Annotated in this window: 22 protein-coding genes and 1 pseudogene; 13 read left to right on the plus strand and 10 right to left on the minus strand. The window is 74.8% G+C overall.

What is annotated here, in order from left to right:
- Positions 1 to 101: 101 nt before the first annotated feature.
- Both ACN268_RS30050 and ACN268_RS30055 read right to left on the minus strand, forming a co-directional pair.
- The gene (locus ACN268_RS30050; RefSeq protein WP_421486396.1) at positions 102 to 566 is read right to left on the minus strand and encodes a GNAT family N-acetyltransferase; all 465 of its coding nucleotides are present in this window, start codon (positions 564 to 566) and stop codon (positions 102 to 104) included.
- A gap of 110 nt (positions 567 to 676) precedes the next feature.
- Positions 677 to 934, minus strand: a complete 258-nt coding sequence (locus ACN268_RS30055) for a Prokaryotic metallothionein (RefSeq protein WP_088645482.1) — start codon at positions 932 to 934, stop codon at positions 677 to 679.
- Between the two features lie 157 nt (positions 935 to 1,091).
- Between ACN268_RS30055 and ACN268_RS30060 the strand changes: the two genes are divergently transcribed.
- The gene (locus tag ACN268_RS30060; RefSeq protein WP_421486398.1) at positions 1,092 to 1,367 is read left to right on the plus strand and encodes an isoamylase early set domain-containing protein; all 276 of its coding nucleotides are present in this window, start codon (positions 1,092 to 1,094) and stop codon (positions 1,365 to 1,367) included.
- 79 nt (positions 1,368 to 1,446) lie between these two features.
- Here ACN268_RS30060 and msrB read toward each other — a convergent pair whose 3' ends face one another.
- On the minus strand, positions 1,447 to 1,857 hold the full coding sequence (gene msrB, locus ACN268_RS30065) for a peptide-methionine (R)-S-oxide reductase MsrB (RefSeq protein WP_421486400.1): 411 nt from the start codon (positions 1,855 to 1,857) through the stop codon (positions 1,447 to 1,449).
- 47 nt (positions 1,858 to 1,904) lie between these two features.
- Between msrB and ligD the strand changes: the two genes are divergently transcribed.
- Together ligD and ACN268_RS30075 are read left to right on the plus strand one after the other, a co-directional pair.
- Positions 1,905 to 2,945 (plus strand): non-homologous end-joining DNA ligase, encoded by a 1,041-nt coding sequence (ligD, locus tag ACN268_RS30070; RefSeq protein WP_421486402.1) that lies wholly within the window; start codon positions 1,905 to 1,907, stop codon positions 2,943 to 2,945.
- 345 nt (positions 2,946 to 3,290) lie between these two features.
- On the plus strand, positions 3,291 to 3,446 hold the full coding sequence (locus tag ACN268_RS30075; protein ID WP_363656503.1) for a hypothetical protein: 156 nt from the start codon (positions 3,291 to 3,293) through the stop codon (positions 3,444 to 3,446).
- A 103-nt stretch (positions 3,447 to 3,549) separates the two neighbouring features.
- Here ACN268_RS30075 and ACN268_RS30080 read toward each other — a convergent pair.
- A pseudogene (locus tag ACN268_RS30080) lies at positions 3,550 to 3,783 on the minus strand (hypothetical protein); the annotation flags it as partial.
- 154 nt (positions 3,784 to 3,937) lie between these two features.
- On the opposite strand from ACN268_RS30080, the gene ACN268_RS30085 reads away from it, so the two are divergent.
- Both ACN268_RS30085 and ACN268_RS30090 read left to right on the plus strand, forming a co-directional pair.
- Positions 3,938 to 4,126 (plus strand): hypothetical protein, encoded by a 189-nt coding sequence (locus ACN268_RS30085; RefSeq protein WP_421486403.1) that lies wholly within the window; start codon positions 3,938 to 3,940, stop codon positions 4,124 to 4,126.
- 14 nt (positions 4,127 to 4,140) lie between these two features.
- Entirely contained in the window at positions 4,141 to 4,728 is a 588-nt protein-coding gene (locus ACN268_RS30090) for a GNAT family N-acetyltransferase (RefSeq protein ID WP_421486405.1), read from the plus strand.
- 390 nt (positions 4,729 to 5,118) lie between these two features.
- Here the strand turns inward: ACN268_RS30090 and ACN268_RS30095 are convergent, their stop codons facing one another.
- Complete coding sequence (locus tag ACN268_RS30095; RefSeq protein WP_402890847.1) at positions 5,119 to 5,412, minus strand: hypothetical protein; 294 nt, start codon at positions 5,410 to 5,412, stop codon at positions 5,119 to 5,121.
- 140 nt (positions 5,413 to 5,552) lie between these two features.
- Between ACN268_RS30095 and ACN268_RS30100 the strand changes: the two genes are divergently transcribed.
- Genes ACN268_RS30100 through ACN268_RS30115 form a run of 4 tightly spaced genes read left to right on the plus strand, consistent with a single transcriptional unit; the run spans position 5,553 to position 13,185 of the window.
- Positions 5,553 to 8,738 carry an FtsX-like permease family protein gene (locus tag ACN268_RS30100; protein WP_421486407.1) on the plus strand — a complete coding sequence of 1,062 codons (3,186 nt, stop codon included), beginning with the start codon at positions 5,553 to 5,555 and terminating at the stop codon, positions 8,736 to 8,738.
- Positions 8,739 to 8,781: 43 nt separating this feature from the next.
- Entirely contained in the window at positions 8,782 to 11,472 is a 2,691-nt protein-coding gene (locus tag ACN268_RS30105) for an FtsX-like permease family protein (protein WP_421486408.1), read from the plus strand.
- A gap of 1 nt (position 11,473) precedes the next feature.
- Positions 11,474 to 12,472 carry an ABC transporter ATP-binding protein gene (locus ACN268_RS30110; RefSeq protein WP_204924014.1) on the plus strand — a complete coding sequence of 333 codons (999 nt, stop codon included), beginning with the start codon at positions 11,474 to 11,476 and terminating at the stop codon, positions 12,470 to 12,472.
- Entirely contained in the window at positions 12,469 to 13,185 is a 717-nt protein-coding gene (locus ACN268_RS30115) for an ABC transporter ATP-binding protein (RefSeq protein ID WP_421486409.1), read from the plus strand. Before ACN268_RS30110 ends, ACN268_RS30115 begins: the two co-directional genes overlap by 4 nt.
- A gap of 5 nt (positions 13,186 to 13,190) precedes the next feature.
- Here the strand turns inward: ACN268_RS30115 and ACN268_RS30120 are convergent, their stop codons facing one another.
- Positions 13,191 to 13,643: a GNAT family N-acetyltransferase gene (locus tag ACN268_RS30120; protein WP_421486410.1), complete on the minus strand. Its 453-nt coding sequence runs from the start codon at positions 13,641 to 13,643 to the stop codon at positions 13,191 to 13,193.
- 121 nt (positions 13,644 to 13,764) lie between these two features.
- On the opposite strand from ACN268_RS30120, the gene ACN268_RS30125 reads away from it, so the two are divergent.
- Complete coding sequence (locus ACN268_RS30125; protein ID WP_357928182.1) at positions 13,765 to 14,262, plus strand: potassium channel family protein; 498 nt, start codon at positions 13,765 to 13,767, stop codon at positions 14,260 to 14,262.
- 30 nt (positions 14,263 to 14,292) lie between these two features.
- Here the strand turns inward: ACN268_RS30125 and ACN268_RS30130 are convergent, their stop codons facing one another.
- Complete coding sequence (locus ACN268_RS30130; RefSeq protein ID WP_421486412.1) at positions 14,293 to 15,873, minus strand: alpha/beta hydrolase; 1,581 nt, start codon at positions 15,871 to 15,873, stop codon at positions 14,293 to 14,295.
- 32 nt (positions 15,874 to 15,905) lie between these two features.
- Positions 15,906 to 17,021 (minus strand): ATP-dependent DNA ligase, encoded by a 1,116-nt coding sequence (locus tag ACN268_RS30135; RefSeq protein ID WP_204924017.1) that lies wholly within the window; start codon positions 17,019 to 17,021, stop codon positions 15,906 to 15,908.
- A 135-nt stretch (positions 17,022 to 17,156) separates the two neighbouring features.
- Between ACN268_RS30135 and ACN268_RS30140 the strand changes: the two genes are divergently transcribed.
- From ACN268_RS30140 to ACN268_RS30150, 3 genes are all read left to right on the plus strand, one after another.
- A complete protein-coding gene (locus ACN268_RS30140) occupies positions 17,157 to 17,366 on the plus strand; it encodes a hypothetical protein (RefSeq protein ID WP_204924018.1) in 210 nt (69 codons plus the stop codon).
- Between the two features lie 247 nt (positions 17,367 to 17,613).
- Entirely contained in the window at positions 17,614 to 18,036 is a 423-nt protein-coding gene (locus ACN268_RS30145; RefSeq protein ID WP_421486413.1) for an SRPBCC family protein, read from the plus strand.
- Between the two features lie 153 nt (positions 18,037 to 18,189).
- Positions 18,190 to 18,687, plus strand: coding sequence for a DUF1990 family protein (locus ACN268_RS30150; RefSeq protein WP_421486415.1), 498 nt, complete (start codon positions 18,190 to 18,192; stop codon positions 18,685 to 18,687).
- Positions 18,688 to 18,814: 127 nt separating this feature from the next.
- On the opposite strand, the gene ACN268_RS30155 is transcribed toward ACN268_RS30150, so the two are convergent.
- Positions 18,815 to 19,735 carry a DNA-3-methyladenine glycosylase family protein gene (locus ACN268_RS30155; RefSeq protein WP_421486417.1) on the minus strand — a complete coding sequence of 307 codons (921 nt, stop codon included), beginning with the start codon at positions 19,733 to 19,735 and terminating at the stop codon, positions 18,815 to 18,817.
- Between the two features lie 403 nt (positions 19,736 to 20,138).
- Entirely contained in the window at positions 20,139 to 20,807 is a 669-nt protein-coding gene (locus ACN268_RS30160; protein ID WP_363656353.1) for a hypothetical protein, read from the minus strand.
- Positions 20,808 to 20,944 lie beyond the last annotated feature (137 nt).

Consider the following 20,944-nt stretch of genomic DNA (forward strand, 5'->3'; position numbering starts at 1 on the left):
GGGTCTGTCGATCGACGCCCGGACGGCCGGGAGTTGCCCCTCCCGTGCCTGCTGTGCGGCTCCCACTGCCCCCGCAGGCTTGCACAGGAAAGCGGTGTCCGTCAATGTTTCGGGCTGCCCGGCCCGCTCCGGCGCATCGGCAGGTGGGGGATGCCGTCCTCGACGTACTCCGGGCCGGTCACCGTGAAGCCGTGCCCGGCGTAGAAGCCGGCCAGGTGGGCCTGCGCCTCCAGCACGCACGGCCGGTCGCCGACCAGCCGCAACGCCTCGGTCATCAGCCGGCCGGCGAGCCCGCCGCCGCGGGCCGCCGGGGCCACCACCACCCGGCCGATCCGCACCACCCCGCCGGGGTCGGCGAGCAGCCGCAGGTAGGCCCGCACGACGCCGTCGTGGGCCAGCCAGAGGTGCCGGGTGCCGGGTTCGACGTCCCGCCCGTCCAGCTCCGGGTACGGGCAGTGCTGCTCCACGACGAACACGTCGATCCGCAACCGCAGCAGGTCGTGGAAGGTGCGTACGTCCAGCTCGGTGAAGCTGGCGACGTGGACGTCGACGGTCTGCGGTGCCATCAGGCGATGGTAGGCGGCCCGCCCGCCGGCCCGGCACGCCCCGTGGCGTCGGGGCCGGCCGGGTCGGGCCGTGGGCCAAGCCGGGTGGACGACCGGTCGGGCCTGGCTGGTCAGGCCGGGCGGGCGCCGACCGCGTCGCGGATCTCCGCGCCCAGGGCCTCCACGGCGCGGGCGCAGTGCGCGCAGCAGAAGAACCGGCCGCCGACCTCCACCCCGTGCCCGATGATCTTCACCTGGCAGTGCTCGCAGATCGGCGCGAGCTTGTGCGCCGCGCACTCGAAGGAGTCGAAGGTGTGCACGTCACCGCTGACCGTACGCACCTCGAACGCCATCCAGTAGTCGTTGCCGCAGACCTCGCAGGTAGCCACCTGTCACACCCCTCCGCATCGGACATCTGCCCCCAGGGTGCGACAGGCCGGCGGGCGCGCAGGGCGAAATGCCCCGGATCGCTTGGGTCGGACGGCGTTTCGCCCCGGCGTGTCGGGCGTTGGACCCGGTAGGACGCCCCGACCCCGGGAGGATCACGTGATCAAGCGCACCAGACTCTTCGGCACCCAGACCCGGGTCACCTTCTGCCTGCCCCGGGACACCCCGCCCGGCACGGTCAGCGTCGTCGGCTGCTTCAACGACTGGCAGCCGGGCCGGCACGAGCTGGTGCCGCGCCGGGACGGCACGCGGACGGTGACCGTCCGGCTCGGCCCCGGCGAGCACCGGTTCCGCTACCTGGCCACCGGGGGTGTCTGGCTCGACGACTCCGCCGCCGACCGGGTGGACGACGAGGGCAGCCTGCTCCTGCTCTGACCGCCCGGCGTGCCCATGCGCGGGCACGGGCGCGGGCTCGGCGTCGGTGTGGCCCTGCTCCGGTGCGGCCCGCTCCGGCTCAGCCCTGATTCGGCTCCAGCCGGATCGACACCGAGTTCACGCAGTGCCTGGTGTCCTTCGGGGTGAAGCCCTCGCCGTGGAAGACGTGCCCGAGGTGGCTGTCGCAGCGGGCGCAGCGGATCTCGGTCCGCACCATGCCGAGGCTGGTGTCCTGGATCTCCCGCACCCGGCCCGGGATGGCGTCGTCGAAGCTCGGCCAGCCGCAGTGCGAGTCGAACTTGGTGTCGCTGGAGAACAGTTCGAGCCCGCAGGCCCGGCAGTGGTAGACGCCGGGGGTCTTCGTGTCGACGTACTCGCCGGTGAAGGGGCGTTCGGTGCCGGCCTCGCGCAGCACCCGGAACTCCTCAGGGGTCAGCCGGACCCGCCACTCGTCCTCGGTGCGGGGCAGTTCGCTCTCGTCAAGACTCACCTGTCAACCGTACGTCGGATGTCGGGGGCATCGCATATGGTCGCGCCATGGCGGCCAGCGGGAAGACGACGGCGACCGAGGTCGAGGTGGCCGGGCGCAGCGTCCGGCTGAGCAGCCCGGATCGGGTGATCTTCCCGGAGCGCGGGTTCACCAAGGCCGACGTCTTCCACTACTACGTCGCGGTGGGCGAGGGCATCATGCGCGCACTGACCGACCGGCCGACCACCCTGCAACGCTTCCCCGACGGCATCGCGGGGGAGGCATTCTTCTCCAAGCGGGTGCCCACCCGGGGCGTGCCGCCGTGGGTGCAGACGGTCGGCATCACCTTCCCCAGCGGCCGGGGCGCCGACGAGCTGCGCCCGACCGACCTCGCCCACGTCGCCTGGGCCGCGCAGATGGGCACGGTGGTGTTCCACCCGTGGCCGGTCCGGGCCGCCGCCGTCGACCATCCCGACGAGCTGCGGGTGGATCTCGATCCGCAGCCCGGCACCGACTTCACCGACGCGGCGACGGCCGCCGCCGAGCTGCGGGGCATCCTCGCCGAGTTGGGCGTCACCGGCTGGCCGAAGACCTCCGGCGGCCGGGGGCTGCACGTCTACCTGCGCATCGCCCCGCGGTGGACGTTCACCGAGGTGCGCCGGGCCACCATCGCGCTGGCCCGGGAGCTGGAACGGCGTCGGCCCGACCTGGTCACCACCGCCTGGTGGAAGGAGGAGCGCGGGCGGCGGGTCTTCGTCGACTACAACCAGATGGCCCGGGACCGCACCATCGCCTGCGCGTACTCGCTGCGGGCCAACGCGCGGGCCACCGTCTCCACCCCGGTCACCTGGGACGAGTTGCCCGACGTCGATCCCGACGATTTCGACCTGCGGACGGTGCCGGCCAGGTTGGCCGAGCGGGGCGACCCGCACGCGGGCATCGACGACGACCCGGTCGACATCACCCCCCTGCTCGACTGGGCCGAGCGGGACGCCGGGCAGGGCCTGGGCGACCTGCCCTATCCACCCGACCATCCGAAGATGCCCGGCGAACCGAAACGGGTGCAGCCGAGTCGGGCGAAGCGCCCGGCCGACGACGCGACCGCCTGACAACCGACCGCGCGCCACCGGCGGAAATCGGAATGCCGGCGGTGGTGCCGGTACGGGGTGCCTGCCGGTAATCCGAAATCAGTTGCGCGGCATGCCACTCCCACGCGTGAAAATGGCATTCCTCCGTACTCTTTCCGGTACTGATGATTGCGCTCGACTGGTCGTCACGCCTACGGTCGAATATGAAAGGTAGGATGCGCGGAAGTCGGCTGCACTCGTGTGAACAGGGATTATGCCCTCGCTGTGGAGTGTCCGGTCGGCTGCTACCCGGCGGCGGCAGACGATTCGCCGGTCAGCGGCTCCGATTCATCCGACCGGACGCGGGCACCGGACAGGGGAATCACCATGGCGGCCACGACGAGACGAACGCAGCGGATCAGCGGGGTGCCGGGCCGGCATTCCGTGATCCTCGAATACCTCAAGATCCTGCCGGCCGTACTCACCGGGGTGGCCGCCGTCCTCGTCGCCCTCACCGGACTGCTGACCCTGCTCGTCAGATAGTTTCCGGCAGCCGGTCGGCCGGACGGTCCGCAGCCGCAGCCGTTTCCGGTTCCGGGGTCGCCGCCCCGGGCCGATGCCCGTCGTCCGGCCCGGACGCGTTGGCGGCCCGGGTGGACGGTCGGGCCGTCCAGGCGAGGAAACGGTCGAACAGTTCCGCCGGGGACGGAGCCGGGTTCGGATTGAGCCGCACCAGATCGGCGGTGGCCTCGAACAACTGGCTGGCCATGTAGATCGACAAGGCCACCCGGTCCCGCCGGTACTCCCTGGTCAGCAGCAGCCGGGCGGGTTGGCACGGCCAGGGCGCGGCGCACGTCCGGCAGTGCCACAGCGGGCGCATCGGCGGATGCCCGCCCACGGGCCGCCGCTGCCGACCATGAACAGGCGAAACGTTTGACTCGGTCACGCCGCCATCGTGACTCTGCCTGTTGTCTATGTCAACAGCCTGCGTAGTTGTCGGCGTCGAGAGCGATGGGTGCTGTCATTGTCAACCCGTGGACCTCGTCGGCGTGTCGGAGATCAGGACGATGCTCGGGAACGTCTCCCGACAGCGCGCGTCCGTGATCGCCAACCAGAGGAACTTCCCGGAACCCGTGGCGGTGCTGGCGATGGGCAAGGTGTGGCGGAAGGCTGACGTCGAGGCGTGGATCCGTGAGCACCGGCCGGAGCTGACGACGGACTGACTAGGCTCGGGCCGATGACCAGCCAGATCCGCCGGGCCACCGCCGTCGACCTGCCCCGCGCCGCGCGTACGCTCGCCGTCGCCTTCCACGACTACCCGTGGACGCGGTGGTCGATCCCGGCCGACGACTACCCGCGTCGACTCGAAGAGCTACAGGCCCTCTACCTGGGGCACGCCCTGGCGCACGGCATCGTCCTCGTCGCTGACGACGCTCAGGCGGTCGCCGCGTTCCTGCCTGGTGACGCGCCCGCGCCGGGGGAGGACCTCCAGGCGCGGATCGCGGAGCTGCACGGTGACCGGCTGGCGGCACTCATGGCCGTCGAGCTGCCGACGCGGCCACCCGGCGCGTGGGAACTCGCGACGTTGGGCGTCCACCCGGACCGGCGCGGTGTCGGTCTCGGCTCCGCCGTCGCCGCAGCGGGGGTGACCCTCGTCGACGAGTCCGGCGACCCGAACGGCATCGCGCTGGAGACCTCCGACGAACGCAACGTCCGCCTCTACGAACGCCTCGGCTTCGCGGTTTTGGCGCGCACCACGATCGAGGGCGGCCCGCTGGTCTGCTCCATGTACCGGCCGGCCCGCCGGACGCCGGTCCGGGGCTGACCCTGGCCGGGTCGCAAGGCGTCCCGGCCGGGCCTGGACGCCGACCCCATGATCGACGCCGGATCGGCGCGCGCTGCGATCGCCGAGGTGATCAACTCATTGTCGCTGATGTTGCGGTATGTAAGCCCTGTGACCGCGCAACGTCGGCCCACCTGAGTCGATCGTGGGGTCAGTGGCCGGTGTGACCGCGCAATGTCGGCCCACTTGAGTCGATCGTGGGTTCAGTGGCCGGTGTGATCGCGCTGCGATCGCCGGGGTGATCAACTCAATGTCGCTGATGTTGCGGTATGTAAGCCGTGTGATCGCGCAACGTCGGCCCACTTGAGTCGATCTTGCGTTCGGTGGTCGGTGTGACCGCGCAATGTCGGCCCACTTGAGTCGATCATAGGGTCAGCGTCCGGCGGCGATCGCCTCGACCGCCTCCTTGGCGGTGCGCAGATCCGTCCCGGTCGCCTCCCGGTACGCCTTGATCGCCCGGATCTTGTCGCCCCGGGCCAGGTGCTCCCGCACCCCCGGCAGGGCCGGGCCCCGGTCCACGACGCCCAGGTGCTCCATGATCAGCCGCTGGCGGCGCTCGATCTCCACCAGCCGGAACGACACGTCGTCGCGGCGGTTGCGCAGCGGGAACTGCATCACCAGCGCCAGCACGAGGGCGAGAGTCGACAGCATCAGCGCGGTTTCCATGCCGCCGATCACACCAGATCCACGCCGCCGGACCAACCGGCGGGGCAGGGTAACGATCAAGTAACGGGTGCGAACCTTTCCCGCCGGGTCACCGCTCTTGCTCTCCGTCGGCCCGACCCCGGGCCCCGGGGAGGCAACGGATGAAGCTGGTGTGGAGGCGGGCCCGCGAGGCGCGGGGACTGCTGCTCGCGGCGGTCGCCGCCGCACTGGTCGCGATCGCACTGGTCACCGGGCTGGCCGACTACAACCGGCGGGCCGTCGACGCCGGGCAGCGCGCCCTGATCACCGCCGCGCCCGTCGAGGAACGCAGCCTGCTGGTCAGCGGCTCCGGTGGCCGCGACCGCACCGAGTACGCCACCCGTGACCGGGCCGTCCGGGACGGCTTCGCCACCGCCCTCAAGGGCACCTCGATCCAGGTCTCCGCCGCCCGCTACGGCACCGGCCGGGAACTCACCGGCACCCTCGGGCCGGGCATCCGGACCGGAAAGGAACCGGTCTTCGCCACCCTCGCCACCCTGGACGACCTGGCCCGGCACGCCGACCTCGTCGACGGCGTCTGGCCGACCGCCGGGGCCGGCCCGCTCCAGGCCACCCTGCCCGAGAAGGTCGCCGGCGCGTTGGGCCTACGCACCGGCGACCGGGTGCCGATGCGCGACCGCAGCGCCGACCGGCGTACCGAGGTGGTGCTCGCCGGCACCTGGCGTCCCCGCGACCCGGCCGACCCGTACTGGCGGCTCGCCCCCGGACTGGGCACCGACGCGGACGGCGACGCCACGCACGGGCCGTTCGTGCTCGACCCGGCCGACTTCGCGGCCACCTTCCCCGGCCCGGTCTCCGCCGCCTGGGTGGTCGCGCCCGACCTGACCGTGGTCGGGGCGGACCGGCTGGCGGCGCTGCGCCGGGCCGTCGCCACCGCCGCGACCGGGGTGCCCGAGGCGGCCGGGCTCGGCTCGTCGGCCCAGGCGGTGACCACCCTCGACCGGCTCATCGACCGGATCAGCCGGGCCGACCTGGCCGGCCGCTCGGCCCTGGCCACCCCGCTGCTGCTGATCGTGGTCCTCGGCGGGTACGCGCTGGTGCTGATCGCCGCCCTGCTGCACGAGGACCGGCGCGCCCAGACCGCGCTGCTGCGGGCCCGGGGTGCGGCCCGCCGGCAACTCGCCGGCCTCGCCGCCCGGGAGGCGACCCTGGTGGTCGTCCCCGCCGCCCTGCTCGGGCCCCTGCTCGCCGGCGGGGCGCTGCGCCGGGTCGCCGCCGACGGCCCGGTCGACCTCGGCGGTGCCGTCGGCGGCGGCCGGTGGGTCTGGGCGGCGGCCCTGGTCACCGCCGCCGGCTGCCTCGTCGCGATGGTCGCCCCCACCCTGCGCGGCGCGGGCACCTACGTGGCCGACCTGGCCGCCCGGTCCCGCCCCGACCGGGTCACCACCGTCAGCCGGGCCGGACTCGACCTGGCCCTGGTCGCCTTCGCCGTCCTCGCCTGGGTGCAACTGCGCCGCTACTCCTCACCGCTGGCCGGTGCCGGCAACGACCTCGGCCTCGACCCGCTGCTGGTGGCCGCGCCGACCCTGGGGGTGCTGGCCGGGGCGGTGGTGGCGTTACGGCTGCTGCCGCCGGCCACCCGGTTCGCCGAACGGTTCGTCGACAGGCGACCGTGGACCGCGACCATCTTCGGCATGTGGCAGGCCGGGCGGCGGCCACACGCCGGGCCGGTGCTGCTGCTCGCCCTCGCCGTCGGCGGCAGCACCCTGGCCTGGTCGCTCGTCGCCACCGGGGAACGGTCCCAGGTCGACCAGGCCGACCACCGCGTCGGCGCGGACCTGCGGCTGGTCGAACGCACAGGCGTCGCCCCCGTCGACCGGGCCGCCGCGCTCGCCGCGCTGCCCGGCGTCGACCGGGCGCTGCCGGCCTGGCGGGACGACATCCGGGTCGGCCGGGACGACCGGCAGGCCACCGTGCTCGGCCTGGACACCGCACAGGCAGCCGAGGTGGCCAAGCTCAGCGACCGGCTCGCCGACCGGCCCGCGCGGGAACTGTTCGCGCAGTTGACCGCCGCCCGGGGACCGGCCCTCGGGCAGCCGCTGCCGGCCGACGCCCGCAGCCTCACCGGCACCGTGAGCACCCCCGTCGACCAGGCCGTCGTCCCGCACCGGATCGCCGTGTCGGTGCTGCTCACCCGGGCCGACGGGCTGGCCTACCGGCTGCCCGTGGCGCGCACCGGCAGCGACGGGCGGGCCACCGGGTTCCGGGTCGACCTGCCCGCCGTCACGGGACTGCGGCTGGCCGGGTTCGAGGCCGACGGCGGGGACGTCGCCGGCACCGCGTACGCGCTGAAGGTGCGGGACCTGCGCACCGTCGGCCCGGATGCCCGGTCCACCACGTTCACACCCACCGGCCGGTGGCGGGTGGCCGCCGCCGAGTCCGCCGGGAGCAGCACCGCCACCGCCGACGACGCCGGACTGACCGCCACCCACCCCGTCGGCTTCCTCGACGGCGGCCGGTACGCCTACCAGCCGGCGTCCCGCTTCGCGGTGGTGCCGGACGGCCCGGACACCGCCGTACCGGCCGTGATGAGCCCGGCCGTGCGGGCCGCGCTCAACGTCCGGCCCGGGGAGACCGTGCAGCTGACCCTGTCCGGGGTCTCCCTGCCGGTGCGCCTGGTCGGGGAGGTGACCGCGCTGCCCGCCACCGCCGGGGACGGGGTGCTGCTCGACCTGCCCGCCGCCACCGACTGGCTGATCCGCAACTCGGGCACCGTCCGGCCGGTACCCGAGTGGTGGCTGCGGACCGACGCCACCGCCCACGGCGAGGCGACCCGGGCCGCCGCCGCGCTACCCGGGACGACCCTGCTGGACCGCCGGCAGGCCGCCGCCGTGGCCGCCGACGACCCGTACTGGCAGGGGGCCCGGACCGGGTTGCTGGCCGCCGCCCTCGGCTCGGTGCTGCTCGCCCTGGTCGGCCTGGTGGTCGACGTGTGGGCCACCGCCCGGCACCGGCTCGGCGAGTTCTCGGTGCTGCACACCCTCGGCGCGTCCCCCCGGCTGCTGGCCCGCGCGCTGCTCGCCGAACAGACCTTCCTGGCCGGGATCGGCGTCGGCGTCGGCCTGCTGCTCGGCGCGGTCGTCGGGGCCACCATGGCACCCCTGGTGATCCTCACCCCGGCCGCCGGGCGACCCGTGCCCGCACCGACGTTCGCCCTGGCCTGGACCCCGATCGGGTGGACCGTGGCGGGACTGCTGCTGGCCGCGCTGGCCGGCAGCGCGGCGATGGCAGCCGGGCTGCGGCAGCGGGTCGCCGCCGCCCGGCTGCGCACCGGGGGAGACCGGTGAGGACCACGACGACCGGACCGCTGCACCACGGGGAGGACCAGCGATGAACATCGGCGTCGTGATCCGTCGGGTACGCGCCCACAGCGGGCAGTTCCTGCTGCTGGCCGCGTTGACCCTGGTGATCGCCCTGCTGGTCGCCGGGGTGCCGAGGGTGGCCAACCGGCTGGCCGACCAGGGGCTGCGGGAACACCTCGCCGCCGAACCCGGCGCCCGCCGCGACCTGACCTGGACCACCCGGCCCGTCGTCGACGCGCCACCGGCCAGCAGCCGGGCCGCCGACCTCGACACGTTCCAGCAACGGATGCCCGCCGACGTGCGTGCCGCCGTGGCGCACCGCTGGTACACCGCGCAGACCCCCGGCGACCTGGTCACCGGCCCCGACCTGGCCCGGGGCAACTATCTGGTGGAGTTGGGCCTGCGGGCCGCCCCCGGCATCGAGACGACCGGCACCCTGGTGCAGGGACGCTGGCCGGCCGTCCCACCCGACGACGACGCCCCGGTGCAGGTCGCCCTCGCCGCCGACGTCGCCGGCCGGTTCGGGCTGCGCGTCGGCAGCCGGCTCCGACTCGCCGCCCCCGACCCGCAGCACCCGTCCACCCCGCTGACCGTGGTCGGGACGTTCCGCCCCGTCGACCCCGCCGACGGAAGCTGGGACGCCCTGCCGTCGCTGCTCCAGGTCGGCGAGCCGGAGGGCGACGGTCAACCGTTCATCCTGGTCGGGGCGGTCGCCGTCGCCGCCCTGGACCGGCTGGCCGGGCAGGGGCGGCCGATCTCCTTCACCTGGCGCTACCGGCTCGGCGCGGACGGCATCGACGTGCGGCACATCGACCAGCTCGTCGACGGGGTGCAACGGCTGGCGCGGGCCAGCACCGCCACCGACACCGAGTTGACCCAGGGCGTCGACGTCCCGCTGCGCGAGTTCAGCCGGGCGGTCACCTCGGCGCGTACCCTGCTCGCCGTCATCGCCGCCGGGGTGCTGGCGACGCTGGCCGGGCTGGTCGTGTTGGCCGCCGCGCTGGCCGTACGCCGCCGCCGCGCCGAGTTCGTGCTGATCCGCGCCCGGGGCGGCGGGGCCACCACCGGACTGCGGCGCAGCCTCGCCGAGTCGCTGCTGGTCGTCCCGCCCGCCGCCGGGCTCGGCTGGCTGCTCGGTGGCCTGCTGCCCGGTGCGCCCGGCGGCACCGGGCCGCTCGCCGTGGGCGCGACGGTCCTGGTCACCCTGGCGCTGCCGGTGGCGACGTTGGCCGTACCGTCCGGGGTGGTCGGGCGGCGGGATCTGGGTCGGCTGCGGCCGTCCGCCCGGCGGGCCACCACCGAGGCCGCGCTGGTGCTGCTGGCCGGGCTGGCGGTGGTGCTGCTGCGGCGGCGCGGCCTCACCCCCGGCACGGTGGACCCGCTGCTGGTGTCGGTGCCGGCGCTGGTCGCGATCGCCGCGTCGGTGCTGGCGCTGCGGCTGTACCCGTGGCCGGTGCGGCTGGCCGGCCGGCTCGCCGCGCGTACCCGGGGAAGTGTCGCCTTCCTGGGCACGGCCCGCGCCGGCCGGGCGGCGGCGGCCACCCCGCTGGTCGTGGTGGTGCTCGCGGTCGCCACCGCCGCGTTCTGCGCGGTGGTCGCCACCGGCATCGAGGACACCCGCGACGACGTCGCCACCCGCGCGGTGCCGGCGGACGCGTTGATCCGGGGCGACCGGCTCGCCCCGGACACCGGGCCGGCCCTGGAGCGGCTGCCCGGGGTGCGGGCCGCCACCGGGCTGGTCGACGAGTCGGCGCAACGCCTGGCCACCGACGCCCTTGGCACCGACGCCCGGTTGCGCGACACCAGCGTGCTGCTGGTCGACGGCCCCGGCCTGGCCCGTACGGCGCGGGCCGCCGGCCGGGACGTCCCGGTGCCCGGCCCGCTCCGCGACGCCCGGCCGGGCGACGGCCCGCTGCCGGCGGTGGTCTCCCCGGCGGTCGCCGCCGACCTCGCCGACGCCGGCCTGCGGTCCGCCTTCGTCACCGTGCAGGGCCAGCGGTACGAGTTCATCCCCGCCGACACCGTCGCCGACTTCCCGCTGGCCCGGCCGAACACCAGCCGGTACGTGGTGCTGCCCTGGCAGGCGCTGCCCCGGCGGGACAGTCCGCCGGTGCCCACCGGGTTCCTGGTGGCCGGCGACCGGCTCGACGTCGGGGCGCTGCGCCAGGCCGGGGACGAGGGGCAGCAGCGCTACCAGACCGGCGGCGCGGTCACCGGCCGGGAACGGCCCCGGGGCGTGGCGGTGCAGACCTGGTCACAGACCCGGCTGCGGCTGGGCGGCGGGGGCGCCAACGGGCTGCTGGCGTTCGGGTTCACCGCCGGGGCGGTGGCCGGTGGGGTGCTGGCGCTGCTCGCGGTCGCCTTCACCGTGCTGGCCGGGGCCCGCGCCCGGGGCGAGGTGCTGTCCCGGCTGCGCACCCTCGGGCTGTCCCGCCGGCAGTGGCGGGGGCTGCTGCTGGTGGAGTTGGCCCCGCTGGTCGGGGTGTCGGTGCTGACCGGTGCACTGGTCGGGGTGCTGCTGCCGCTGCTGCTCACCCCGCTGCTCGGCCTCGCCGCGTTCACCAACGGCACGCCGGTGCGGGTGGGGTTCGCCCCCGGTACGGTCGCCGCCACGGTCGGGCTCGGCGTGGTCGCGCTGGGCTTCGCGCTGGCGGTGGAGGCCCTGAACAACCGTCGGATGCGCCTCGGCGAGGTGCTCCGGCTCGGAGAGGAGAGCTGAGATGACCACGACCGCCCCGAACCCCGTCGTCCCGGACCTGGCCGACCTGCAACGCCGGGCGGCGCAGCGGGCGGCCGAACGGGCCGGCGGGCAGGACCGGCTGCGCGGGCACATCGTCTGCGACGGGCTGGTCCGGATCTTCAAGACCGAGGGGGTCGAGGTGGTCGCCCTCCAGGGGCTCGACCTGGTGATCGACCGGGGTGAGCTGGTGGCGATCGTCGGGGCCTCCGGCTCGGGCAAGTCGACCCTGCTCAACATCCTCTCCGGGCTGGACACCCCGACCGCCGGCATCGCCCGGGTCGCCGAGTACGACCTGCTGTCGATGTCGGCCCGCCGACGGCTGGCCTACCGGCGACGCACCGTCGGGTTCGTCTGGCAGCAGACCGGCCGGAACCTGCTGCCGTACCTGACCGCGCGGGAGAACGTGGAACTGCCGATGCGGCTGGCCCGGCGCGGCGGTGGCGCACGGGCCCGCCGGCAGCGCGCCGACGAACTGCTGGAACTGGTCGGCGTGGGGTACTGCGCGGACCGGCGGCCCGGCCAGCTCAGCGGCGGCGAACAGCAGCGCTGCGCGGTGGCGGTGGCGGTCGCCAACGACCCGGAGGTGCTCTTCGCCGACGAGCCGACCGGTGAGCTGGACGAGGCGACCGGCGCGGAGGTCTTCGCGGCGCTACGCACCATCAACGCCGAACTGGGGGTGACCGTGGTCGTGGTCACCCACGACCACGCCGTCGCCGACCAGGTCCGCCGCACCGTCGCGATCCGCGACGGCCGGACCGCCTCCGAGGTACGCCGCACCGCCCGCGTCGGCGTCGACGGCAGCACCGAACTGGTCAGCGAGGAGTACGCGGTGCTGGACCGGACCGGCCGGATGCAGCTACCGGCGCCGTTCGTGGAGGCGCTGGCCCTGCGCGACCGGGTCCGCCTCGACCTCGCCCCGGACCACGTGCAGGTCCGCCCCGGCGACCGGACGCCGCAACCCAACGGGAGTGACGCATGAGCGAGCAGGTTTCCGTCCGGGCCGCCGACCCGGTCACCGACGAGGTGGTCCGGGTCGAGCAGGTGAGCCGCACGTTCGGCCGGGGACGGCACGCCGTGCACGCCGTCCGCGACGTCTCCTTCACCGCCGCCCGGGGCGAACTGGTGGCGGTGCGGGGGCGCTCCGGCGCCGGCAAGACCACCCTGCTCAACCTGGTCGGCGGGTTGGACCGGCCGGACGCCGGCCGGGTGCGGGTGGCCGGGCACGACGTCACCGCCGCCGGTGAGGCCGAGCTGCTGCGGCTGCGCCGGGGCACCGTCGGTTTCGTGTTCCAGACCTTCGGACTGGTGCCGATCCTGTCGGCGGCGGAGAACGTCGGGGTGCCGCTGCGGCTGGCCCGGGTCCCGGCGGCGGAGCGCGAGGAACGGGTGGCGGTGCTACTGGAACTGGTGGGTCTGGGCGCGCACGCCCGACAGCGCCCGTACGAGCTGTCCGGCGGTCAGCAGCAGCGGGTCGCGGTGGCCCGCGCCCTGGCCAACGAACCCGACCTGCTGATCGCCGACGAGCCGACCGGCCAGCTCGACTCTGAGACCGGCCGGGCGATCATGGACCTGCTCCGCGCGGTGGTGCACGCCCGGGGGATGACCGCGCTGGTCGCCACCCACGACCCGGCGCTGATCGAGGTGGCCGATCGGACGCTCACCCTGCGCGACGGCCGCCTGGCCGACGACTGACCCTGTCAGAGGGGAAGTTTCATGCCCTCGTGGCTGGCGACGAAGCCGAGGCGTCGGTAGAACCGCTGCGCGTCGGCGCGTGACTTGTCGGTGGTGAGCTGCACCAACCCGCAGCCCCGCCGCCGGGCCTGGTCGATCGCCCAGGCCATCATCGCCTCGCCCACCCCCTGCCCGCGCAGGTCGGCGCGGACCCGGACCGCCTCGACCAACGCCCGTTGCGCGCCGTGCCGGCCCAGCCCCGGGATGTAGGTGAGCTGGAAGCAGCCGACGACCTCGCCGTCGCGTTCGGCCACCACCTGCTGGTTGCGCGGGTCGGCGGTGATGTCGGCGAAGGCCCGCTCGTACGCCTCGTCCACCGTGGCGTGCTCGCGGGTGCGGCCGAGCACGTCGTCGGCGAGCAGGGCCAGGATGGCGGGCAGGTCGGCCCGGACCGCCTCGCGCAGGGTCACGTCGGTCATGACCGGCAGCCTGTCACAGCACCCCGCCCGGTCGCCGGGCGCAGGTAAGTGGCCCGGCCTGCGGTCGGTCGTCGGACGCTCGACGGGCAGCGGTGGCGGCCGGGGTGCAGCATGGTGCGGCATGGAGCTGTTGCTGCTGCCGTTCCGGTGGGTCTACCGGGGCCTGGTGTACTTCGCCAACTCGCCCCGGACGCTGATCACGTCGTACCTGTTGATGATCGTGGTGGCCGGGGTGATCTACGGCCAGGTGGAGCACCGCAGCGCCGCCGACGCCGTCTGGTGGGCGGTGGTCACCGCCTCCACCGTCGGGTACGGCGACATCTCGCCGACCACCTGGGCGGGACGGGCCCTCGCCGCGTTGCTGATCTCCACCATGGTGCTGCTGGTCATCCCCCTGATCACCGCACACTTCGCCAGTCGGCTCATCGTCGACGACGACGCGTTCGAGCACGTCGAGCAGGAGGAGCTGAAGAACGACGTGCGGCGGATGCGGGCGTTGCTGGAGGAGTTGGCCGCCCGGCAGGGCATCGTGCTGCCGGAACCGCCGCCACCACCGGCCCCACCGGACCACGCGACCCTCGTCCGGCAACGGCTACGCGGACGCCGCAACCGCCGCTGACCCGTCGCCCGCTGTGTGGCCCGTCGCCGGTCAGCGGGCGGGGCAGCGCAGCCCCTCCCGGGGCACGGTGAGCGAGATCAGGTAGGCGTCCACCGCCTCGGTGATGCAGGAGGTCTGCGGGTAGGCGGTGTGCCCCTCGCCCTCCCAGGTGAGCACCCGCCCGACCCCCAGCATGTCGGCCAGCCGGGCGGTCTGCTCGTACGGGGTGGCCGGGTCACCGGTGGTGCCCACCACCACGATCGGCGGCGCGCCGTCGGCCCGGCCGGTCGGGTACGGGTCCCGCCCGCCCGGCCACTCGACACAACCGAACATGCCCACCGCCAGGGCCGGGCCGAACAGCGGATACTTCTGCCGCCACTCGGACTGCAATTGGCGGATCTGGTCGACGCTGGGCTTCTCGGTCTCGTCGGCGCAGTTCACCGCCAGGTTGGCGTCGAAGAGGTTGGAGTAGTGCCCGTCCTCGCCCCGTCCGGCGTACGAGTCGGCGAGCTTGAACACGTCGGTCGGGTCACCCTCGTCGAGGCGGTCGATCGCCCGGGCCAGCTCCTCCCAACCCGACTCGGTGTAGAGCGAGGAGATCACCGCGTAGAAGACCCACCCGGAGGTGGCCTCCCGCCCGTCGGCACCGCGTACCGGGGAGACCTTCGCCTTGTCGATCGCCGAGGTGACCGCGCCCCGGGCGTCCGGGGCGATCGGGCAGCGCCCGGCGTTCGCCGCGCACCACCTGTCGAAGTTGTCGAACGCCCGCTCGAAGCCCCGGGCCTGGCTCTCCGAACCGGCCACCAACTGCTGGCGGGGGTCGACCGCACCGTCGAGCACCAGCGCCCGGACCCGCTGCGGGTAGAGCTGCGCGTAGGTCGCGCCGAGCAGGGTGCCGTAGGAGTAGCCGAGGTAGGTGAGCTTGTCGTCGCCGACGGCGGCCCGGACCGCGTCCATGTCCCGGGCGGCCTGCTCGGTGCCGTAGAGCGGGAGCTGGTCGCCGTACCGGTCGCCGCAGCCCCGGCCGATCCGCCGGTTGAGCGCCTGGTAGGCGTCGAACGACTGCTGGCTGCGCGGATCGGGGTCGTAGCCGAAGCTGGCGTCGAGGTCGGCGTCGGAGATGCACTTCACCGGGCTGGACCGGGACACCCCGCGCGGGTCGAAGCCGACGATGTCGAACCGGTCGGTCACCGCCGTGGGCAGCCCCCCGAACGACGGCCCGAACGACAGGTAGACGGCGGTGTCCACGCCGGACCCGCCCGGCCCGCCCGGGTTGATCACCAGGGAGCCGATCCGGTCCCGCTGCTTGGTGGAACGGGCCCGCAGCAGCGCGATCTCGAAGGTCTCGCCGCTGCCCGGCCCGGCGGTCGCCCCCGTGCCGGTGCCCCAGTTGCGTGGCACGGCGATCCGGGCGCACTCGTAACGCATGCCCGGTGCGCCCCGGCCGACCAGGTCCTGCGCGACCTCGGGGCAGGCCCGCCAGGTGGGCCCGGTGCCGGTTTGCGCCGCCGACGAGTCCTCGGTGCGCGGGGCGAACGCCGGCATGGTGCACCCGGTGACGAGCAACGCGCCCGCGACGAACCCGGCCAGGGCGAGCCGGAACCGGCGGTTGCGGCGGGCGGTGCTGGTCACCGGCGGACCTCCATGATCGGGTAGCAGTCAGGCTACGCCGGGGTGTCGGCGGCCGGCGGCACGGTCGCCGTCGGATCGCCCCGGAGCACCTGGTCGACGTCGAAGCGCACCGGACGGTCGAGCTGGTCGTAGCGGCAGGACCGGGGATCGCGGTCCGGCCGCCAGCGGACGAACCGGGCGGTGTGCCGGAACCGGTCGCCCTCCATCGCGTCGTAGCCGACCTCCATCACCAGCTCGGGTCGCAGCGGGACCCAGTCGAGGTTCTTGTCGCCCGTCCACCGGCTGACCCCGCCCGGGATGCGCTGGCCGCGCTCGTGGTCGCCGTGCACCCACGGGTGGGCGTCGACATCCTCCCGGTAGGGGGCCAGCTCGTCGAGCAGCTCCTGCCGACGGGCCATCGTGAACGAGGCGCTCACCCCGACGTGGTGCAGCACCCCGGCGTCGTCGTAGAGACCGAGCAGCAGCGAGCCGACCACCGGGCCCGACTTGTGCCAGCGGAACCCGGCCACCACCACGTCGGCCGTCCGGGCGTGCTTGACCTTGGCCATCAGCCGCTTGCCGGGCTGGTAGGGCAGGTCGGCCGGCTTGACGATCAACCCGTCCAGGCCGGCGCCCTCGAACACCTCGAACCAGCGCCGGGCGGTCTCCGGGTCGGTGGTGACCTGGGTGACGTGCACCGGCGGCCGGACCCCGGCCAGCGCCCGCACCAGGCGTTCCCGCCGGGCCGGGTAGGGCTCGTCGACCAGCAGCTCGTCGTCGAGGGCGAGCAGGTCGAAGGCGACGAAGTCGGCCGGGGTCGTCTCGGCGAGCAGGGCCACCCGGGAGGCGGCCGGATGGATCCGCTGGGCGAGCTGCTCGAAGTCGAGCCGGGGCTGACCGCCCGGACCGTCGCGCCGGATCACGATCAGCTCGCCGTCGACCGCGCACCGGGTGGGCAACTGCGCCCGGACCTGCGCCACCACCTCGGGAAAGTAACGGGTCATCGACTTGCCGCCCCGGCTGGCCAACTCGACCTCGTCGCCGTCGCGGAAGACGATGCAGCGGAAGCCGTCCCACTTGGGCTCGTAGGTCAGGCCGGGGTCGGTGGGCAGGCGGGCCACGCTCTTGGCCAGCATCGGCTCGACCGGGGGGTTGATCGGCAGGTCCACGGCGACAGTCAACCAGACACCACCGACAGTGGTGAGGCAGATCACCGTCGGTGCCGGTCCGGCGTGTCCCCGCCCGTACCGTCCGTCCCCGCGGATACGGATCCCGTCCGCCCCGCTCGGAGCTAGCCTCGCCGGGTGGAGTGGCGGTGTGGTTGCTGTGGGCGCTGGCGGGTCACCGTCGAGCTGGTCCGGGGCCGGCACCGTTACCGGCTGGTGCACCGCTACCCGGACCGGTTCGGCGGCGGCAAGAACGTGCTCGGCGAGGTGGGCACGGTCGCCGAGCTGACCGACCTGCTCCACCGGCACACCCCGCTCGACCTGGCCGACCTGCGCGAGGCCGGCTGAGCCGCGCACCGCCCGAACCCGCGCCTGCCCGAACCCGCGCCCGCCCGAGGCCGCGCCCGGCCCCGCACCGGGCCGAAGCTGCGTCCGGTCCCCGCAGCCGGCCGGGGCCGCGTCCCGGTGGGCGCACGGTCGGGAGGACGCACGGTCGGGAGGGCGACCGGAGGGTGGCCCGGTCACGGTCGCTGCGGCACGCTCGTCGGGGAACCGGGCGGCACGCGGGTGCCGGCGGTGCGACCACGGAGGCGGCATGCGGTTCGAGACGGCGACCGAGATCGACGCGGACATCGACGCGGTGTGGGCGGTGCAGACCGACATCGAACGGTGGCCGCAGTGGACCGCCTCGGTCCGGACCGCCCGCCGGGGCGAGGCCGGGCCGCTGGTCCTCGGGTCCACCGCCCGGCTGGAACAGCCCCGGCTCCGCCCGACGTCCTGGCGGGTCACCGAGATCGACCCGCCCCGCTGCTTCGTCTGGGAATCGACCACCCCGGGGGTACGCAGCCGGGGCGAGCACCGGATCGTCGCGCTGCCCGACGGCCGGGTCCGGGTGGAGCTGGCCCTGGAACTCACCGGCCCGCTCGCCGGGCCCGTCGGTTGGCTGGGCGGCCGGCTGGTGCGCCGCTACCTGCGGCTGGAGGCCGACGGCCTGCGGCGGCGCTGCGAAGCCGGCTGAGCCCCGGCCGGGGTACGTGCGACCCGTCGGTGTCCCTGCCCACCACCGCGCGGGACGGCACCGGCCGACCGCCACCCGCCGCGCCCGCACCACCGCCCGGGTCGCCGGTCGACGGCACCGGCCCTAGGCTGACGGTGACCCTGGGGAGGCGCGGTGACCGAGTTGACGTACCCCGAGGTGGGGGCGACCCGGGGCGGGGTGCTGCCGGCGGGCTACCACCACCTGCGGCACCGGTGCGCGCTGCCGCCCGGCGGCTTCCCGGTCGCCGCCGAGGCCGTGTTGAGCTGGCGGCTGCACCGGGCGGCCGGGGTGCGGATGCGCACCGACGCGGTGCGGGCCGCACCCGGTGTCCGGGTCACCCCGGGACTCGGGGTGGGTCCGCTGCGGGTGTGGGGGCCGTGCGAGGTGGTCTGGGTGGTCGACGACGAGCGGGAGGCCGGCTTCGGCTACGGCACGCTGCCCGGCCATCCGGAACGCGGGGAGGAGGCGTTCCTGGTCCGCCGTGACGCCGACGGCGCGGTCAGCTTCGAGGTCACCGCGTTCAGCCGGCCGGACCGCTGGTTCATGACCGCCGCCGGGCCCGCCGGTCGCGCCGTCCAGCACGGGTACGCCCGCTGGCTGGCCCACACCCTGCGCCGCCTCGTCCGCTGACCGGCCCCACCCGGCGCGGCCGCTCCGGTCGCCGGGCCCGTGGCCAACGCGACGGGGCCGAAACAGCGGCATCCGCCCGCTGCGATACCGCAATCTCGGCGACACAGCCCCCGCCCCACCCCGGGCGTCAGAAGCGGGCGAAGGAACGGATCGGCATCCGGGGGCCGAACCGGGGTGCCTGGATGCCGGCGGCGGCCAGCAGCAGGCAGACCCGCCCCCGGTGACCCCGGAACGGGGCGAGCAGGTCGAGCATCCGGGCGTCGTCGCCGCGCGCCTCACCAGCCAGCGCCCAGGCCACCGTGTTCGGCACGTGGTAGTCGCCGACGCTCACCGCGTCCGGATCGCCGTAGGCGACCCGGACCACCTCGGCGGCGGTCCACGGGCCGATGCCGGGGACGGCGGTGAGCCGCCGGGTCGCCTCGGCGCTGTCGACGCAGCGTTCCAGCCGGTCGGCCAGGGCGGCGGCCCGGCGCAGCGTCTCGGCCCGGCGCTGCTCCACGCCGAACGGGTGGAACACCCAGTACGGGGCCGCCGCCACCCTCGCCGCGTCGGGCGGCAGCAGCAGCGGCTGGAACGGCCCCGGCGCGGGCTCGGCGAAGTGCCGCACGGTCGCCGCGTACGCCCGGTACGCCTCCGTGCCGGTGACCTTCTGTTCGAAGACGGCGCGCAGCACCCGGGGGAAGACCTGCCCGGTGGCGGGCATCCGCAGCCCCCGGTGCCGGGCGGCCAGCTCGGCCACCAGCGGGTGGGCGGCGGCCACCTCGGCGAACCCGGTCAGGTCGTCACGCAGGCCGGCGACGGCGTCGGCCCGGTCGACCACCCAGTCCGCGCCCGGCCCGTGCCCCTCGGCCAGCAGCTCGCCCGCCTCCGGGCGCAGGGTCAGGGTGGCCGGACCGGCCGGGGTGCGGGTGGCCCACCAGAACGTGCCGGCGACGATCCGCGCACACGGGTCGTACGGGCTGAAGGTGAGGGCCCGGACCGAGGCGGTCAGCCGGTAGTCGGCCGGCGGTCGCAGCACCCGGCGTGCTGCCGGCTCGTCCCAGGTCACCCCGCCACTGTGCCATGGTCGCGGGGGACGGACGGCCCCGCCCCGTACCGCCGGGGAGGGTGACCGGGGCGGAAATGGACGACACCGCCGACGCCCTGCGCGTCGGCGGTGTCTCCATCCCGGAGCGGACCGGCCGCCCGAGCGGCCGTGGGTGCGGGGTTGGGGGGACCTTCGGTGGCGCGCGCCCGCTGGCGTGTGGCGCGTCCACCGCCCTGGCCCGTTCCGGGGGTCTGGTGGGGGAGGGACCGGCGGGTGGGTACCGCGACGCCGGCCCGACCAGGGGGCCGGCGTCGCGGCCCGGACCGTCCGACGCTGCCGGTTCGTCGACGGTCCTGATCCGTGACGGTGGCCGGTCGCGCCCTCCCCGGCTGCGACCGGCCACCGTGTCCCGGCTGACGCAGGATCAGTAGGTGTAGTCCCCGCCGCTGTTCGAGCCGCCCGAGTCGCCGGCCGCCGGCGGGGCGACCGCCTTCGGGGTGCCGGTCGGCAGGCAGGTCAGGTTCTTCTTGCCGTTCGGGTCGACCACGAACCAGGTGCCGCCGACGCCCTGGCCCTTCCACTGGCCCGGCTTCTTGTCACCGATGTAGCGGTAGACCGGCCAGCCGCCGATGGTGATCTGACGGGTGCCGTCCTGGCGGGTGACGGTGCCGACCTTGTCGTCGGAGACGCCCTGCAGCTGCGGGTTGCCGTCGGTCAGCGCGGGCGGCCAGACCTGCGCGCACTTGTCGACGCAGTTCGACGACGGCGGGTCGTCGGAGTCCTTGTCGAAGCGGTAGAGGATGAAGCCCTCCTGGTCCACCACGACCCGGCCCATCCGGGCGATCTTCTTGCCGACGAGTTCGTCGGTCAGCTGGACGTTGGCCGGCGGCGGCGCCTGGTCGGCGGCGGGGGCGCCGGAGGGGCCGGGAGAGGCCGAGGTGTCCGGCTCGACCGACGCGGTGGGTTCGGCCGCGGCGACGGCGACCGGCTCGGCGACGCTGGAGTTCGCTCCGTCGTAGCCTGCGGGCGCGCAGGCCGTAAGTGCGACCACCGCGCTCGCGACGATGACGGTCGTCCGCTTGATCTTTGCCACGTGCCCTCCTCATTCTTGGCGGTTCACCGAGTAGTACGGAGCGTCCACTGTCAAGGTTGAACGATCGACAGTGGGCCATTTCACATCGCCATCGTTGAACCGTTCCGGCCGGCCGTACGTGTGCGCGAGCAGAGGCA

The organism is Micromonospora sp. WMMD735, from assembly GCF_049178995.1.
Lineage (GTDB): Bacteria > Actinomycetota > Actinomycetes > Mycobacteriales > Micromonosporaceae > Micromonospora > Micromonospora wenchangensis.

What these genes read in the sequence shown, in the direction of transcription:
- ACN268_RS30115 (WP_421486409.1), top strand. Translation starts at nt 12,469, where the DNA reads ATGAGCGAGCAGGTTTCCGTCCGGGCCGCCGACCCGGTCACCGACGAG.
- ACN268_RS30110 (WP_204924014.1), top strand. Translation starts at nt 11,474, where the DNA reads ATGACCACGACCGCCCCGAACCCCGTCGTCCCGGACCTGGCCGACCTG.
- ligD (WP_421486402.1), top strand. Translation starts at nt 1,905, where the DNA reads ATGGCGGCCAGCGGGAAGACGACGGCGACCGAGGTCGAGGTGGCCGGG.
- ACN268_RS30145 (WP_421486413.1), top strand. Translation starts at nt 17,614, where the DNA reads ATGCGGTTCGAGACGGCGACCGAGATCGACGCGGACATCGACGCGGTG.
- ACN268_RS30050 (WP_421486396.1), bottom strand. Translation starts at nt 566, where the DNA reads ATGGCACCGCAGACCGTCGACGTCCACGTCGCCAGCTTCACCGAGCTG.
- ACN268_RS30095 (WP_402890847.1), bottom strand. Translation starts at nt 5,412, where the DNA reads ATGGAAACCGCGCTGATGCTGTCGACTCTCGCCCTCGTGCTGGCGCTG.
- ACN268_RS30100 (WP_421486407.1), top strand. Translation starts at nt 5,553, where the DNA reads ATGAAGCTGGTGTGGAGGCGGGCCCGCGAGGCGCGGGGACTGCTGCTC.
- ACN268_RS30120 (WP_421486410.1), bottom strand. Translation starts at nt 13,643, where the DNA reads ATGACCGACGTGACCCTGCGCGAGGCGGTCCGGGCCGACCTGCCCGCC.
- ACN268_RS30075 (WP_363656503.1), top strand. Translation starts at nt 3,291, where the DNA reads ATGGCGGCCACGACGAGACGAACGCAGCGGATCAGCGGGGTGCCGGGC.
- ACN268_RS30105 (WP_421486408.1), top strand. Translation starts at nt 8,782, where the DNA reads ATGAACATCGGCGTCGTGATCCGTCGGGTACGCGCCCACAGCGGGCAG.
- ACN268_RS30125 (WP_357928182.1), top strand. Translation starts at nt 13,765, where the DNA reads ATGGAGCTGTTGCTGCTGCCGTTCCGGTGGGTCTACCGGGGCCTGGTG.
- ACN268_RS30090 (WP_421486405.1), top strand. Translation starts at nt 4,141, where the DNA reads ATGACCAGCCAGATCCGCCGGGCCACCGCCGTCGACCTGCCCCGCGCC.